The 15188-nt window shown below is 71.8% G+C and carries 13 protein-coding genes and 1 pseudogene; 5 read left to right on the top strand and 9 right to left on the bottom strand.

The window, feature by feature from the left end; translation table 11 throughout:
• Together AB0I77_RS42280 and AB0I77_RS42275 are read right to left on the bottom strand one after the other, a co-directional pair.
• Nucleotides 1-558, bottom strand: coding sequence for a YbaK/EbsC family protein (locus tag AB0I77_RS42280; protein ID WP_363288174.1), 558 nt, complete (start codon nt 556-558; stop codon nt 1-3).
• A gap of 29 nt (nt 559-587) precedes the next feature.
• Nucleotides 588-1160: an XRE family transcriptional regulator gene (locus AB0I77_RS42275; RefSeq protein WP_363288173.1), complete on the bottom strand. Its 573-nt coding sequence runs from the start codon at nt 1158-1160 to the stop codon at nt 588-590.
• A 115-nt stretch (nt 1161-1275) separates the two neighbouring features.
• Here AB0I77_RS42275 and AB0I77_RS42270 point away from each other — a divergent pair, with 115 nt between their 5' ends.
• Nucleotides 1276-2133 (top strand): DMT family transporter, encoded by an 858-nt coding sequence (locus AB0I77_RS42270; protein WP_363288172.1) that lies wholly within the window; start codon nt 1276-1278, stop codon nt 2131-2133.
• A 23-nt stretch (nt 2134-2156) separates the two neighbouring features.
• Here AB0I77_RS42270 and AB0I77_RS42265 read toward each other — a convergent pair whose 3' ends face one another.
• Nucleotides 2157-2954 (bottom strand): acyltransferase, encoded by a 798-nt coding sequence (locus tag AB0I77_RS42265; RefSeq protein ID WP_363288244.1) that lies wholly within the window; start codon nt 2952-2954, stop codon nt 2157-2159.
• A 111-nt stretch (nt 2955-3065) separates the two neighbouring features.
• On the opposite strand from AB0I77_RS42265, the gene AB0I77_RS42260 reads away from it, so the two are divergent.
• Entirely contained in the window at nt 3066-3599 is a 534-nt protein-coding gene (locus AB0I77_RS42260) for a gamma carbonic anhydrase family protein (protein ID WP_363288171.1), read from the top strand.
• Between the two features lie 3 nt (nt 3600-3602).
• On the opposite strand, the gene AB0I77_RS42255 is transcribed toward AB0I77_RS42260, so the two are convergent.
• The 4 genes from AB0I77_RS42255 to AB0I77_RS42240 form a co-directional block, all read right to left on the bottom strand.
• Nucleotides 3603-4256 carry a DedA family protein gene (locus AB0I77_RS42255; protein WP_363288170.1) on the bottom strand — a complete coding sequence of 218 codons (654 nt, stop codon included), beginning with the start codon at nt 4254-4256 and terminating at the stop codon, nt 3603-3605.
• Nucleotides 4257-4336: 80 nt separating this feature from the next.
• Nucleotides 4337-5950, bottom strand: a complete 1614-nt coding sequence (locus tag AB0I77_RS42250) for a carboxylesterase family protein (protein ID WP_363288169.1) — start codon at nt 5948-5950, stop codon at nt 4337-4339.
• Complete coding sequence (locus AB0I77_RS42245; protein ID WP_363288168.1) at nt 5947-8460, bottom strand: glycoside hydrolase family 3 N-terminal domain-containing protein; 2514 nt, start codon at nt 8458-8460, stop codon at nt 5947-5949. The genes AB0I77_RS42250 and AB0I77_RS42245 overlap by 4 nt, the downstream gene beginning before the upstream one ends.
• 224 nt (nt 8461-8684) lie before the next feature.
• Nucleotides 8685-10520, bottom strand: coding sequence for an RICIN domain-containing protein (locus tag AB0I77_RS42240; protein ID WP_363288167.1), 1836 nt, complete (start codon nt 10518-10520; stop codon nt 8685-8687).
• A 290-nt stretch (nt 10521-10810) separates the two neighbouring features.
• Here AB0I77_RS42240 and AB0I77_RS42235 point away from each other — a divergent pair.
• Nucleotides 10811-11188 (top strand): annotated as a pseudogene (locus AB0I77_RS42235) (sugar phosphate nucleotidyltransferase); the annotation flags it as partial.
• A 68-nt stretch (nt 11189-11256) separates the two neighbouring features.
• Here AB0I77_RS42235 and AB0I77_RS42230 read toward each other — a convergent pair.
• Nucleotides 11257-11694 (bottom strand): DUF4442 domain-containing protein, encoded by a 438-nt coding sequence (locus AB0I77_RS42230; protein ID WP_363288243.1) that lies wholly within the window; start codon nt 11692-11694, stop codon nt 11257-11259.
• A gap of 208 nt (nt 11695-11902) precedes the next feature.
• Between AB0I77_RS42230 and AB0I77_RS42225 the strand changes: the two genes are divergently transcribed.
• Together AB0I77_RS42225 and AB0I77_RS42220 are read left to right on the top strand one after the other, a co-directional pair.
• Nucleotides 11903-12904, top strand: a complete 1002-nt coding sequence (locus AB0I77_RS42225) for a hypothetical protein (RefSeq protein WP_363288166.1) — start codon at nt 11903-11905, stop codon at nt 12902-12904.
• Between the two features lie 89 nt (nt 12905-12993).
• Nucleotides 12994-14349, top strand: a complete 1356-nt coding sequence (locus tag AB0I77_RS42220) for an MFS transporter (RefSeq protein ID WP_363288165.1) — start codon at nt 12994-12996, stop codon at nt 14347-14349.
• On the opposite strand, the gene AB0I77_RS42215 is transcribed toward AB0I77_RS42220, so the two are convergent.
• Nucleotides 14311-15156, bottom strand: coding sequence for a fused MFS/spermidine synthase (locus tag AB0I77_RS42215; protein ID WP_363288164.1), 846 nt, complete (start codon nt 15154-15156; stop codon nt 14311-14313). The two genes, AB0I77_RS42220 and AB0I77_RS42215, sit on opposite strands and share 39 nt — an antisense overlap.
• Nucleotides 15157-15188 lie beyond the last annotated feature (32 nt).

Below are 15188 nucleotides of genomic sequence, written 5' to 3'. Positions count from 1 at the left end.
TCAGGCCACCCCCAGCCCCTCCAGCACCACCGCACCCGGCAGCTCGGCGAACGCCTTCCCCGGCACCAGCAGCTTGCCGCGCCGCCGTCCGCTGCCGACCAGGACGTACGGCAGATCGACGACGGCCGAGTCCACCAACACGGGCCAGCTGTCCGGCAGTCCGAGCGGGGTGATGCCGCCGTACTCCATGCCGGTCTCCCCCGTGGCCGTGTCCATCGGGGCGAAGGAGGCCTTGCGAGCGCCGAGTTGGCGGCGGACGACGCCGTTGACATCGACCCGGGTGGTGGAGAGCACGACACATGCGGCGAGCGTGCTCTCGCCGCCGCGCTTGCCCGCGACGACCACGCAGTTCGCCGACCGCTCCAGCAGCTCGCGCCCGTAGTGCTCCACGAAGGTGGCGGTGTCGGCCCACTCCGGGTCGGTGTCGACGTAGACGATCTGCTCCGCGGGGACGCCGCCGCTCCATTGGCGTACGGCCTCGGCGACCGGGCCGATCAGCCCGTCGAGGCAGTCGGGGGCGGGTGTGGCGGAGTCGAAGTGTCCGATGGGTGCGTCCATGACCGCACGCTAACAAAGCCCGGGACGCCTCACTGCACGGGCGGGACGGAGACGGCCATCAGCATCCCCATCGGAACCTCGCCCTGATTGCCGTACGTGTGCGGGGTGTTGGCCTCGAAAGAGGCGGTCGCGCCCGCCGGGACGCGGTACTCCACACCGTCCACGGTGAGCGTCAGCTCGCCCTCGGTGACATGGACCAGCTCGGCGGTGCCGGTGGGATGCGGGTCGGAGGAGCTGTTCTCGCCCGGCATCAGCCGCCACTCCCACAGCTCCAGCGGGCCGGGGGCCTCGGTTCCGGCAAGGAGGAGGTTGTAGCTGCCGGCATCGGTGTGCCACAGCCGTACGGCCTGGTCCGCGGGGACGACCCGGACCTTCGGCCCCTGCTCGTAGTCGAGCAGGGTCGTGATGCTGATCCCGAGCGCGTCGCCGATCTTGACGACCGTACCGAGGCTGGGGTTGGTCCGGGCCTGCTCGATCTGGATGAGCATGCCGCGGCTGACCCCGGCCCGGGCGGCGAGCACGTCCAGGGTGAAGCCGCGTACCGCGCGCCAGTGCTTGACGTTGCGCGCGAGGGACTGGGTCAGCAGGTCGAGGTCCGACACATTCCGTCCAAGATTCTCAAGACTGGCGTCCACTATTCTGGATGACACAGTTCACTTCGTTGCACTACGGTGTGGTGCACCCGATCGTCCACCGAACTGTACTGCGAGGCGACCCGTGACAGCATTCTTCGCCCTGGCCACCAGCCTGCTGTGGGGGCTGGCCGACTTCGGCGGCGGACTGCTGACCCGACGCACTCCGGCGCTCACGGTGGTCGTGGTCTCCCAGGCGATCGCGGCGGCCGTCCTCGGCGTGATCGTGCTGGCCACCGGCGGGTGGAGCGAGGCCGGCCCGCGCCTGTGGTTCGCGGTCGCCGCAGGCCTGGTGGGGCCGGTCGCCCTCTTCTCCTTCTACAAGGCGCTCGCGCTGGGCCCGATGGGCGTCGTCTCACCGCTCGCCACGCTGAGCGTGGCCGTCCCGGTCGGTGTCGGGCTCTTCCTCGGCGAGCGCCCCGGCCTGGTGCAGTTCGCGGGGATCGCGGTCGCCGTCGCCGGTGTCGTCCTCGCGGGCGGGCCGCAGCTGCGGGGCGCGCCCGTCCAGCGCCAGGCCATCCTCCTGACCCTGATCGCCGCTCTCGGCTTCGGCACGGTGTTCGCGCTGATCGCGGAGGCGTCGACGACCCTCACCGGCCTCTTCCTCGCGCTCTTCGTGCAGCGCGTGACCAACGTGGCGGTGGGCGGCGCCGCGCTGTACACCTCCGTCAGGCGGGGCGGCGAGGCCCTCCCGGAGGGCGGCTTCCCCTGGGCCTCACTGCCGGCGCTGGCCTTCGTCGGCCTCGCGGACGTCGCGGCGAACGGCACGTACTCGATCGCCGCCCAGCACGGCCCGGTCACCGTGGCCGCCGTACTCGCCTCGCTCTACCCGGTGGTGACCGCCCTGGCGGCACGCGGCTTCCTCAGCGAACGGCTGCGGGCGATCCAGACCGCGGGAGCGGGGCTGGCGCTGGTGGGCACGCTGCTCCTGGCCGCCGGCTAGAACAACAGGTCCAAGACGTATCCCTAGACGTCCGCGTCCAACTCGGCGAGCCGCGCGGCGCTCTCCTCGTCCAAGTTGCCCAGCGCGACCAGCTGCTGCGGCGTGACGCCCTCGGGGATCGGCACCGGGGCGGGGGTCCTGAGCGGCGGCTGCCAGCCGTCGCCGGGAGTCCACCGCCGTACGACCCGCGCGGGCGCCCCCGCCACCACCGCGTGGTCGGGCACCACACCGCGGACGACGGCACCGGCCGCCACGACGACGTTCCGCCCGATGCGCGCCCCGGGAAGTATCACCGCCCCGGTGCCGATCCAGCACCCCGGACCGATCTCCACCGGCTCCATCCGCGGCCACTGCTTGCCGATGGGCTCGTGCGGATCGTCGTACGAATGGTTGGTGGACGTGACGTAGACGTACGGGCCGAAGTAGCAGTCGCTGCCGATGGTGACCGTGGTGTCGGCGATGACGTGGCTGCCACGGCCCAGGACGACGCCGTCGCCGATGCGCAGGATCGGATCCGGGCCGAGGTCCAGGTCGGGCATCAGGCCCGCGGTCAGGGTGACCTGTTCGCCGACGATGCAGTGGGCGCCCAGCTGGATCCAGGGTTCGCCGAAGACCGTGCCGAGGGGGAAGGCGAGCCGGGTGCCCGGGCCCAGGGCGCCGAAGCGGAAGCGGCCCGGGTGCTCGGCGGTGACGGAGCCGGTGCGCTGCACCCAGGCCCAGCCCGCGTGCACGGCGCGCTGCGTCAGTCGGCGCCGCCAAGATGAGAACGTGTTCCTGCGCTTCGGCACCCGCTCACCGTACTCAGCGTGCGCGGGGCCCATGAGAGCGAAGGGCTGTGATCTTCGCCCCAACCAGGTGGCGTACGGTGCCTCTGTCATTGACGTTGTCGACGTTGTCGGCGTTATCGACAACCGGGCTATGAGGAGAGGGCGATGGCGCACCAGGCGTTGATCACGGGCATCGGCGGCAGGGAACCGAAGATCGACTCAGCGGCGTTCGTGGCGCCCACGTCCTCGGTGATCGGCGACGTGACGCTGGAGGCGGGGGCGAGCGTCTGGTACGGCGCGGTGCTGCGCGGCGACGTGGAACGGATCTCTGTCGGGGCGCGGAGCAACATCCAGGACAACTGCACGCTCCATGCCGACCCCGGGTTTCCCGTCACCGTCGGCGAGCGCGTCTCCGTCGGCCACAACGCCGTCGTGCACGGCGCGACCGTCGAGGACGACTGTCTGATCGGCATGGGTGCCACGGTGCTCAACGGCGCGGTGATCGGGGCGGGGTCGCTGGTCGCCGCCCAGGCCCTGGTACCGCAGGGGATGCGGGTGCCCCCGGGCTCACTCGTCGCGGGCGTCCCCGCGAAGGTCAGGCGGGAGCTGAGCGCCGAGGAGCGCGAGGGCGTCTCACTGAACGGGACGAGGTACGCGGAGCTGGCGAAGGCGCACCGGGAGGTCCACGAAGAAGGCTGAGGCCTATTCGGCGGCCGGAACCGGCTCCCGCTCGGCCGCCGTCTGCCGCTCGGTCGTCGCCTTCTTCGCCTTGCGCTTGAGTACCAGCATCGACGTGAGCCCGATCAGCACCGCCGCCACCAGCCCCAGCCAGGAGAACCGCTTCAGCCAGGACTCCGCGACGATGCCGACGTAGTAGATGACGGCGGTCGTGCCGCCCGCCCACAGGATGCCGCCGAAGACGTTGGCGATCAGGAACTTCCAGTACGGCATCCGCAGCACACCCGCCAGCGGCCCGGCGAAGATGCGCAGCAGGGCGACGAAGCGGCCGAAGAAGACGGCCCACATGCCCCACTTCTCGAAGGACCGCTCGGCCGTGGCGATGTGCCCCTCGCTGAAGTGCTTGGGGAACTTCCTGCCGAGCCAGGCGAGGAGGGGGCGCCCGCCCTTGCGGCCGATGGCATAGCCGATCGAGTCGCCGATGATCGCGCCGGCGCTGGCGCACGCGCCGAGGATGACGGGGTCGATCTCGCCGTGCTGGGAGGCGAGCAGCGCGGAGGAGACCAGGATGATCTCGCCGGGCAGCGGAATGCCCAGGCTCTCCAGGCCGATGACCAGTCCCACCAAGGCATAGACGGCCGCCGCGGGCACCGTGTCGAGCCATTCCTGGACGTGCAACGCCGGTTCCTCTCCAAGTGGGTCCCTGTATTGCCGGCGTGCGCCCGGTCGGCCGGGCGCACGCCGGGAAGCCTACCGGGTCACTGGGATGCCTCCGCATCCCACAGGTCGCACTGGTGTTCCTGGCCCACGGTCCGGCTCAGGACGTTCCCGCCCTTCGACGCCGTCCGCAGCGAGAGCACCGTCCCCGGCCGGCCCGGCATCGCGGGCTGCCCTTCGGCGCGTGGCGTCCCGCCCCGGACGAAGGACCCCCAGTACTGGACCATCTGCCGCGCCAGCACCCGCTGCTCGGCGTTCAGCGGTGAGTCGAGCCCGAAGTGCTTGAAGAGGTACTGCACCTCGTTCACATGGGTCGCGCCGAAGTCGAAGTCCGTGTTCAGGTTGCGCAGCGAGGCGAAGGGCGGGCCGGTGCGGTCGGCGAACTCGTACGCGTACACCGGTCCGCGTCCGGCGAGCACATCGTCGAGCCGCAGCGCGGGGCAGGCGAACAGCCGGTCTCCCGGGGCGGCGGCGTAGGCGAGAGTCGGCGACGGATACGCCGACAGCGGGTAGCGGCTGAGCGCCGCCTCGCCGAAGTCCTCGCGCATGACGGTGGGGTACCGCTCGGCCGTGAGCGGGGTGCCGTTCAGGTCGAACCGGGAGAACGCGAGCGTCCTCCCCTCGTCCTTGTTAGCCCCGTTCAGCACGGGCACTCCGGCGGCGGCGCCCTGCGCGAGGGCCTGTTCCGGCGGCACGGGCAGCGTGCTCCCGCCGGTCACCGGACCCCAGTCGAACTGGGCCTGGGCGGCGAGGACGTCGGCGGCGGACCTGCCGCGCAGACACGCCACGCTCGCGCATCCCAGCTTCTGGGCGAAGGCGGCTCCCCGGGCCACGGCTTCCTCGTGCGTACGGGCGCCGCAGTCGCCGTACGCACCGCTCTGGATGATGCCCGCCCGGAACAGGCCCCGCGCTGTGGGCGAGGCCAGCTGGGTGCAGACGGAGCGGCCGCCCGCCGACTCGCCCGCGATGGTGACGCGGCCCGGATCGCCGCCGAAGCGGCCGATGTTGGCACGCACCCAGCGCAGGGCGGCCTGCTGGTCGAGCAGGCCGAAGTTCCCGGAGACGCCGTCGCTCACCTCGCCGTCGAGGCCGGCGGTGGCGAGGAAACCCATCGCGCCGAGGCGGTAGTTGACGGTGACGACGACCGTCCCGGTCTGCCGCGCGAAGGTGTCCGGTACGACGTCCTGGCCGGCGCCCGCCGTCAGGCCCCCGCCGTGGAACCAGACCATGACCGCGCGGCGGGCGGCGCCTTCGGGCGACTGGGCGGGGACGTACACATTGAGGTCGAGGCAGTCCTCGGTGTGGCTGGGCTGCTCGTACCCCGGGTCCCAACTCGCGCTCTGGACACACTTGTTGCCGAAGTCCCCCGCGCCACGCACCCCGCGCCAGGGCGAGACGGGCCGCGGTTCCCTCCAGCGGAGTTCGCCGACGGGCGGCTCGGCGTAGGGGATGCCGAGGAACTGCCGTCCCTCGGCGGTGGTTTCACCGCGTACGCGGCCGGCATCGGTGCGGACGACGACCGGATCGCCCGGTTGCGCCGCCTGTGCCGGAACAGCCGAGACAGCCGGAACAGCAGGGACAGCCGAGACAGCCGGTAACGGGGCGACGAGCGTGGTCACGAGGGCGGCCAGGGCGACAGCGACACGCCGGATCATGCGCCCACCTCCGCACTCGTCCGCAGCCGCAGATCCCGCGCCGACGCCCCGACCCAGACCGAACGGCGACCTGTTCCCAGCACCCAGTCGTGCCGCGCGGAATCCCACGAGGACAGCGTGCGCGCGTCGACCCGCACGGTGACCCGGCGCCGCTCCCCCGGCCGCAGGACGAGCCGCCGATATCCGCCCAACGTCCGTACCGGCTGGTCCAATCGCAGATCCGGGGAGCTTCCGACGTACACCTGCGGCACCGCCACACCCTCGCGCCGGCCCGTGTTGCGAACGGTGAAGCTCACCTCGAGGCCGCGCCGGCTCCCTCGCGCCGAGACGTCCTCGTAGGCGAAGGAGGTGTACGACAGTCCGTGCCCGAAGGGGTACAGGGGCCGTACGCCCTCGGCGTCGTACCAGCGGTACCCGGCGTGGATGCCTTCCGAGTACTCCTCGGTGCCGTTCACACCCGGGTAGCGGCGGGGGTCGCCCGCGACCGGGTGGTGGTCGTCGTCGGTCGGGAAGGACTGGGTGAGGCGCCCGCCGGGGTCGCAGTCGCCGAACAGGACGGCGGCGGTGGCGGCCGCGCCCTCCTGGCCCGGGTAGTACATCTGGAGCACGGCGCCGGTGCGCTCCAGCCAGGGCATCGACGTCGCGGACGAGGTGTTGAGGACGACGGTGGTGCGCGGGTTGGCCGCCGCGACGGCCTCGATCAGCCGCTCCTGGTCGCCCGGGAGCGCGATCGTCGTACGGTCCAGGCCCTCGGTGGCGTCCTCGTAGGCGAACAGGACGACGTCCCGGGCGGCGCGGGCGGCCCGCACGGCCTCCGCGATGTCCTGAGCCCGGGTCGCGCCGGTGCTGTGCCGGAGCCGGAACAGCTGTCCGGCGTCCCCGCCCTCAGCGGTGATCCGCAGCTGGTGGGCGCCTTTGGTGAGCTTCAGGGTCTTGCGGCGCACGGACAGGCCGTCGGGTGCGGCGGAGACCAGGCCGCCGGAGAAGAACTCGCCGTAGCCGGGAGCCTGCGGGAAGAGTTCCTCGCCGTCGAGCTGCACCTTGGGACGTGCGGCGGGCGCGGCCGAGAAGTGCAGGACGAAGGTCCATTCGTCGGCGTCGGAGACGGTGAGCGTCCCGTCGTAGGTCCAGGTCTTCCCGGCGTCCACCCGCTGTTCTTCACTGTCGAAGGCGGGGCTCAGGGCGGACGCGGGGAGGGCCTTGCCGAAGAGGTCCTCGCCGAGCGCGTACGTCACCTGGGCGCCGGAGCGTGCCTCGATGGCGTCGAGGGGGCTGTCGGCGTCGTCCGGGACGACGTGGGCGCTGCCGCCGCCGCTGACGAAGGGGACGGAACCGGTCGGACCGATCACGGCGATGCTGCCGCCGCCGGTCAGGGGCAGGGTGCGGTGCTCGTTGCGCAGCAGGGTGGCGCCCGCCTTGGCGATCTCCAGGGCGACGGCGGCGCCCGCCTTCGCGTCGCGGTCCGGGCGCGGCGGCGCGCTGCCGTCGAGCAGCCCGAAGCGGTCCATGACGGAGAGGATGCGGCGGACGGCCCGGTCGACGTACCGCTCGGACACGCTGCCGTTGCGCACGGCCGACTTCAGCGGCGTACCGAAATAGGTGCCGTCGGGCATCTCCATGTCGAGGCCCGCCGTGATGGCCCGCTTCGTGCTGTGGGCGGCGGACCAGTCGGTCATCACCCAGCCCTCGAAGCCCCACTGCTCGCGCAGGATGTCGGTGAGCAGGGTCTTGTTCTCACAGGAGAAGGTGCCGTTGACCTTGTTGTAGGCGCCCATCACCGCGCCCGCGCCGACGTCGACGGCCGCCTCGAAGCCGCGCAGTTCCAGCTCGTGCATGGTCCGTTCGTCGACGCGCACGTCGATGGACATGCGGTCCTTCTCCTGGTTGTTCATCGCGAAGTGCTTGACGGTCGCGACGAGCCCCTCGCCCTGGATGCCCTCGATCTCGGCGGCGACCAGGTCGGAGGCGAGCAACGGGTCCTCGCCGAAGGTCTCGAAGTTGCGTCCCGCGTACGGGGTGCGGATGAGGTTGACCATCGGGGACAGCAGGACGTCCTGGCCGAGGGCGCGGCCCTCGTGTCCGATGACCCGGCCGTAGCGGCGGGCCAGGTCCGGGTCGAAGGCGGCGGCCAGCAGGACGGGGGCGGGCAGGGCGGTGGCGGGCTTGGTGATGCGGACGCCGGCCGGGCCGTCGGCGAGGCGCAGCGGCGGGATACCGAGGCGCTCGACTCCGGGGATGTAGCCCGCCTGGCCGAGCGAGTCGGGGTCGGTGGCGCCGTGCAGCAGGGAGATCTTCTCGTCGAGGGTGAGCTTGGCGATGAGGCCCTCGACGCGCGGACCGGCGCTCGGGTCGGTTCCGTCCTGCGCGTAGGCGCGCGACGGCGCGGTCAGGCCGCTGGTGGCCGCCGCGGCGACGGCGATGGCGCCGCCGAGCAGACGCAGCGCGGATCGCCGGGAACGGGTGGAAGTGGGGGTGGGGGTGGAGCCGGGGGTGGAAACAGTGTCGGTCATGGGCCGTCACTCCTTCGGTGTGCGGGCACGACGTTGTGAACCGCGGATGCGCCCGGCGCCCCGGTCTGCCTTCGCCCTCTGAACGCACACTCCGTCAGGAACGCCATGGCGCGTCGGAAACGTAGATCCGGTGGTGACTCGTGTCAACGAGTTGAACAAGAAACGACCGGGCGCCGACAAGAACCGAAGGTGGGGTCATCCTCCCTGTGGATGACCCCGGTCTGTCAGTCGCGGGTGGTCGCGGCCGACGTCAAGCCGCCCAGAACCTCGCCCACGAGGGTGCCCGCCCCCTCGGCGGGAGCGGCCGGCTCGGGTTCGGTGCGGTGGTCGGCCTGAGCGACCCGTGTCTCGTACCGCGGCGGCGGGTCCACCGGGGCGTCCTGCGGAGGAGTTGACCCGGAATCCTTCCGCGGGGAGTCGGCGTCCGGGGCCGGGGACGGAGGCGGGGGAACTTTCAGCTTCAGCGAGTCCGAATCCGGGCCCGAGTCCGAGTCCGAGTCCAGGCCCGAGCCCGGCGCCGCGGGGTGGCTCCCCGGCACCTCAGGGAGGCTCTCCCCCGTCGCACCCCTTGCCCGCGCACCGCCGCCCGTGTCACCGCTCCCCGATTCGAGGAGCCACTGCTGCCCCGCCGATCCGTCCCGTTCGGCGACGACCACGCTCCTGCCCGGTCCCGGCGCGACGAGCAGCCCCTTGCCCCGGCGCAACAGCAACTCGCCCCGCACGGTCAGGTCGTAGCGGACCTCTCCGGCGTGCACCACGCAGTGGGCCAGGACGACCGAGCCCTCGTCGGCGTCGGCGTCGAGGCAGAGAGTCGGGTAGGCGGCGCTGCGCAGCAGGCCGTCCCCCTGGTACGACCACTGCTGCGAACCGGCCGACGAGCATGCCGCCAGCGCGGTCTCCGCCCCGGCTCCGACCTCGGGCCCGCGGTCGGAGACGTCGAGGCAGAGTCCGGCGACGGGATTGCGGAGCCTGCCGTGGCCCACCTCGCCCCGGTTTCCCACGGAGGCGGCGGACGAGGATCCGGCGGACGTCGACTCGGCAGTGGACCCCGGGGAGACCGAATTGCCGCTCTCCGCACCCCAGGTGGCGCGGGGCCCGAGGACACCGCCTTCGTCGGACCAGCTCCTGGCGACGAGCACCGTCGCGAGCAGCGCGAGAGACACGAGACCGGCACCGACGAGCACGGCCTTCGTGGGTCGGCGCGGCGGCGCGAGGAAGCCGACCGGTGCGGGACGGTGACGTCCGCCGGTTCTCGGTCGCGCGGCCGGGCGCGTCGGCGTCGCCCCCGGGCCGGCGCAGCGGCCGGGCCGCGAGTCGAGATAGCGGCGGGCGCCCCAGCCGAGCACGGTCTCGGCGAGCAGGACTTCGAGCCCGCCGTCGAAATGGCTGAGCTGTTCGGCGGCGTGCCGGCAGTAGCGGCATACCGCCAGATGCCGTTGGACGTCGGGCAGCAGGGCTCCGCCGCGGCCGATCGGGACATCGAGGAGACGGTTGTAGAAGCGGCATTCCCTGGTGGGCGCGAGTTCCCGGTGGGCGCGCGCGCAGCCCGCCCGGAATTGGTCCCGCGCCTGGTCCAGCGCGGCCGATGCCCGGGCCGCGTCCACCCCCAGCAGACCAGCCGGTACGGATATCGGCTCCGCTTCCACCTCCGTGTGCCACAACAGGCATTGGGAGCCCGCCGGAAGAGCCTGGAATGCGCGCTCGGCGAGCTGTCGCCTTTCCGGAGTGACCGACCTCGCCGCACGCAGACCGCGACCGCCGGTCGGTTTACGGAGTTCCGGCAGCACGGCGGAAATGCCGTCGTCCGTCGCCCACTCCCTCACGATGTCCCGTACGCCCATGAGGAGTTGGGGCCGCAGGGCGCCGCCGCCCGGGTGTCCGAGCACCCTGTGGAAAGCGGCGGCGGCCACCATGGATGCCGAACTCGCCGAAGAGGCAAGGCAGATGACCGCGTAGTCGTGGGTCGCCCGCCAGTGCCGCGCCATCAGCAGCGCGACGGCATGGGGCGGGTACGGGGGACGTGGGGGGTACGGGGGACGTGGGGGGTACTGGGATTGCACTGAACCATTTCCTTCCAAGCCGCAGGACGGCATGCGGAATGCGCGTCCATAGGAAAGCAGGTGCCTGATTGGTGCGTACCTGTGCCGCGTCAGGGGCGGTCGGTTTTTCAGAGCGGTCCACTACGGGGTCGCTCACTTTTGCACAATTGGCTCACAAGAAACAAGAAGTTCGAGTGACCCATGTTCAAAATGCGTCCACTTCAGAAAAGTTACCGGCGGTATCCGCACCCGTATTCGAAAATGATCGGTACTGCCGGTCGTCGACAAGCCAGCCATCCAGTACGTCGTCGAGGAGGCATCTGTACGGCTGCGCAGCCGTCGAGCCGACCGGGGAGGACCGTCGTCCGCGTCACCGGCCTGGTCGAGAAGCCGTCGCCGAGCAACGCCGAGCGCGTACGCGGTCATCGGTCGCTACGCCCTCGACCCCGCCGTCTTCGACACCCTGGAGCGCACCCCGCCCGGCCGGGGCGGCGAGATCCAACTGACCGACGCCCTGGGAGAACTCGCCGCGGGCGGCACGGTGCACGGGGTCGTCTTCGACGGACTGCGCTACGACACCGGCGACAAGGCGGACTACCTGCGCACGGTGGTCCGGCCCGGCCTGCGACCGCCCGGATCTCGGCCCCGAATTCGCGTCCTGGCTCAAGGAGTTCGTCGCGGATCTGGAGAGCGACGAGGCCGAGCGCCGGCGTCACGCGGCCCGACCAGCCCCCATCCCCCCGCGAGCCGTCATCGCTCAGCCGTTGGGACGCAGCGTCCAGGTCACCGTCATCTCTCCGGTGACGGCGCCGTCCGCACGCTGGATGGCGACGGCCACGGGGAACTCCGGGCGCTTGCCCTCGTCGAGCTCGGCCACGACTTCGGCGGCGGGGCGCCCGAGCGTCGCGGTGGCCGTCACCGGCCCCAGGGCGATCTTCTTGAACGCGATCTCGGCGGTGACCGGAAGCGGCACGGCCCGCGAGAGCTGGTCCCCGAAGGCCGCCAGCACGATCGCCCCGCTGGCCGACTCCCCCAGCGTGAACATCGCGCCGGCGTGCGGTCCGCCGACGTGATTGCGGTACTCGCTCTGGTCCGGAAGGGCCAGCACGGCCTTTTCCGGAGTGGTCTCCAGGTACTCCAGGTTCAACGTCCGAACCATTGGCACCGTGGCGGCGAGCATCTCGCCGATGGACATCTGATCTGCGTTCATTTCGATATGTTACCTATGAGTAGCGTCGGCTGACCAGCCCTGTCCCGGACGCCACGGTCCGTCAGGCCCTCAAGGCCGTACGGCTCCACGAGTCCACGAGACCACGAGTCCACGGGACGAGCGCCGATTTGCTACGTCCCTGACAAGGGCCGGTGGCCGAATCGTGTCCCTGGCAGGGCTAGGGTGGCTGGCCATGTGGCCAGGACAGCAGCCGCCCGGGGGCGAGCAGAACCCGCAGCACCAGAACAACCCGTACCAGCAGCCGGGGTACCAACAGCCGAATCCGTATCAGCAGCCCGGATTCCAGCAGCCCAACACCTATGCGCAGCAGCCGCAGTGGGGTGCGCCGGCCCCGGCGGGGGCGCCGAAGCCGCCGAGCGGGGGTGACGGCAACCGGACGAAGCTGGTCGCGATCGTGGCGGCGACGGCCGTGGTCGTGGCCGCCGGCGTGACCGGTTTCCTTGTTCTCGGCGGGGACAAGGACGACGAGGCGGACGGCCGCAACGGCACAGACGTGAAACCTACGGTGAGCAAGTCCGCCGAGCCGAGCGTGTCCGAGGCCAACCCGCGCGGCGGTGAGGGCGCCAAGGCGACCGTCAAGGGCTGGAAGGTCGTCGTCAACCCCAAGTGGGGCACGGCATTCGATGTGCCGGCGGACTGGAATGTCGACACGCCCGGCACCTTCATCGGCTTCGAGGACGACAAGAAGGGCGACGGCTCCGTCCTCATCGGCATGTCCGCACCCGCCTTCTTCAAGGAGACCTGGTGCACGTCCGATCCCGACAAGGACGGCAGGACCAACGACACGGAGCTGGCGGCGGCCGGCACCAAGGGCCAGAACGGCGCCAAGGACACCGCCGAGGTCGCGCGCAACGACTCGGCCTGGTGGGTGTTCGGCGGCTACACCGACCAGACGGATGCCGCCAAGAAGAAGCTCACCCTCGTCAAGGCGAAGCCGTTCACCACGGCGTCGGGCGTCAAGGGCAGTGTCGCGGGGGCGTACTCGACGGGCGTGACGAAGAAGGACAAGTGCGACACCGACGGCAAGGCGACGACGTTCGCGTTCAAGAACTCCGCGGGTGACTACGTCGCCTGGAGCTTCTACGGGGTCAAGGGCGTCGACGACGAGGTGCCCGAGGAAACGATCTTGAAGATCCTCAGCACGGTCCGGCTACAGGGAGAGCCCACGGGGTGACCTCGCCTCGCCTCGGGGCCCGACCGACCGGGACCGGACCGTCCTGAAAAGGATTGGCGAGCCGGGCCCCGCGCGGGGATAGTCGGCCGATGACCTCAGCCGCCGACTCCCCGCGCCCCTCCCGCAGGCCAGGCTCCCGCAGACCCGAATCCCGCAGGCCCGGCTCCCGCCGACCCGCCTGGGCGGGCCGCAACTACAGTCTGCTGACCGCCGCGGCGGTCGTCACGAACCTGGGCAGCCACGGCGCGCTGATCGCCGCCGCGTTCGCCGTGCTCGAGGCGGGCGGCGACGGCGGTGACGTGGGACTGGTGGCCGCCGCCCGCACACTGCCGCTGGTGGTCTTCCTGCTGGTCGGCGGCGCCGTCGCGGACCGGCTGCCCCGGCATCGTGTGATGGTCGCGGCCAACGCCCTCAACTGCCTCTCCCAGGGCGCGTTCGCGGTGCTCGTCCTCGCCGGGGAGCCGCAGCTGTGGCAGATGATGCTGCTGACCGCGCTCGGCGGCACGGGCCAGGCGTTCTTCAGCCCGGCGGCCGAGGGCATGCTGCTGTCCTCGGTGAAGGGCGAACAGGCGGGCCGTGCCTTCGCAGTGTTCCGGATGGCGATGCAGGGGGCGTCGGTGGGCGGCGCCGCGCTCGGCGGTGCGATGGTCGCCGTCATCGGGCCGGGCTGGGTGCTGGCGGCGGACGCGGTGGCGTTCGCGGTCGCCGGTTCGCTGCGGTCCTTCCTCGACGTCAGCCACATTCCGCCGCGCGCGCCGGGCGGCGGACTGCTCGCCGATCTCCAGGACGGCTGGCGGGAGTTCGCCGGCCGGCCGTGGCTGTGGAGCATCGTCGTCCAGTTCTCGATCGCCAACGCGGTCTTCGCCGCCGCCGACGCGGTCTACGGCCCGCTCGTCGCCCGGGACCACCTGGGCGGCGCCGGCCCATGGGGCCTGGCACTGGGCTTCTTCGGGGCGGGCACGGTCGTCGGCGCCCTGCTGATGACCCGCTGGAGACCGCGCCGCCTGCTGCTCGCGGGCACCCTGTGCGTCTTCCCGATGGCCCTGCCGTCCGCCGCGCTCGCCGTCCCGGTGTCGGCGGCCTACTTGTGCGCGGCGATGTTCGTGGCCGGCGCGACGGTGGAGGTCTTCGGCGTCTCCTGGATGACCGCCCTGCACCAGGAGATCCCGGAGCACAAGCTCTCGCGGGTCTCGGCCTACGACTGGTTCGGCTCGGTCGCGCTGGTCCCGGTGGCGACGGCACTGGCTGGCCCGGCGGAGTCGGCGTTCGGGCGGACGGAGGCCCTGTGGGGCTGCTCGGCGCTGATCGTGGTGGTCACGGCGGCGGTGCTGTGCGTGCCGGACGTACGCAACCTGCGGCGCGGCGGCAAGCAGGTCGCCGCCCAGGGCGCGGGCGCCGGCAACGGGTCAGCCGATGCCGAACGCCCCGTCGGGGGGCTCGGGTGACGGTACGGCGTCCTCGTCCCGTACGGGCGTGGCATCGCCGATGAAGTCCCGCAGGGCCGGCCCGTGTTCGACCCGGGCCGGGAAGACGTCCGAGGCGGTGCGCCGGGCCAGGGCGGCCGTGTCGACGGGGTGGTGCGCGGCGACGAGCACCGCGTTGCCGAAGCGGCGCCCGCGCAGCACGCCCGGCTCGGCGATCAACACCAGTTCCTCGAACACCGTGGCAAGGGTGGCGAGTTGGGAACGCAGGAAGGCGAAGGGCGCGGCGTCGGCGAGATTGGCCAGGTAGACGCCGTCCGGGCGCAGGACCCGCGCGGCCTCAGCGGCGTAGGCGACGGACGTCAGGTGCGCCGGAACCCGCGACCCGCCGAACACGTCGGCGACGAGCACGTCGGCCGAACCCGCGGGGGCTGCTTCCAGCCAGGCGCGGGCATCGACCGCGTGCACGGCGATACCCGCGCCGTCCGGCAGCGGCAACTGTTCCACGACCAGCTCCAGCAGGGCACGGTCGGCCTCGACGATGTCCTGCCGGCAGCCGGGCCGGGTCGCCGCCAGGTACCGGGGCAGGGTGAGCGCACCGCCACCGAGATGCAGCACGTCCAGCGGACGCCCCGGCTCGGCGACGGTGTCCAGCACATGCCCGAGCCGCCGCGCGTACTCGAACTCCAGGTGCGTCGGCTCGTCCAGATCGACGTACGACTGCGGCGCCCCGTCGACGGTCAACAGCCAGGCCCGCTTGCGGTCGATGTCGGGCATCAGCTTGGCAATGCCCTGATCGACGGTGCGGGTGACGGGGACAGGTTCGTTCACCATCCCATTGTGCCGTTGTGCAGCTGGCCCAA

Origin of the sequence: Streptomyces sp. NPDC050619, from assembly GCF_040654815.1 — a bacterium.
In the GTDB taxonomy this organism is placed as follows: Bacteria; Actinomycetota; Actinomycetes; order Streptomycetales; family Streptomycetaceae; genus Streptomyces.
Note: the sequence above shows the minus strand (reverse complement) of the source record. Positions and strands in the feature narration are given on the sequence as shown.

Bases quoted from the DNA above. Each gene is read 5' to 3' on its own strand.
- AB0I77_RS42220 (WP_363288165.1), top strand. From the start codon at position 12,994: ATGACCTCAGCCGCCGACTCCCCGCGCCCCTCCCGCAGGCCAGGCTCC.
- AB0I77_RS42260 (WP_363288171.1), top strand. From the start codon at position 3,066: ATGGCGCACCAGGCGTTGATCACGGGCATCGGCGGCAGGGAACCGAAG.
- AB0I77_RS42265 (WP_363288244.1), bottom strand. From the start codon at position 2,954: ATGGGCCCCGCGCACGCTGAGTACGGTGAGCGGGTGCCGAAGCGCAGG.
- AB0I77_RS42280 (WP_363288174.1), bottom strand. From the start codon at position 558: ATGGACGCACCCATCGGACACTTCGACTCCGCCACACCCGCCCCCGAC.
- AB0I77_RS42245 (WP_363288168.1), bottom strand. From the start codon at position 8,460: ATGACCGACACTGTTTCCACCCCCGGCTCCACCCCCACCCCCACTTCC.
- AB0I77_RS42250 (WP_363288169.1), bottom strand. From the start codon at position 5,950: ATGATCCGGCGTGTCGCTGTCGCCCTGGCCGCCCTCGTGACCACGCTC.
- AB0I77_RS42225 (WP_363288166.1), top strand. From the start codon at position 11,903: ATGTGGCCAGGACAGCAGCCGCCCGGGGGCGAGCAGAACCCGCAGCAC.
- AB0I77_RS42230 (WP_363288243.1), bottom strand. From the start codon at position 11,694: ATGTCCATCGGCGAGATGCTCGCCGCCACGGTGCCAATGGTTCGGACG.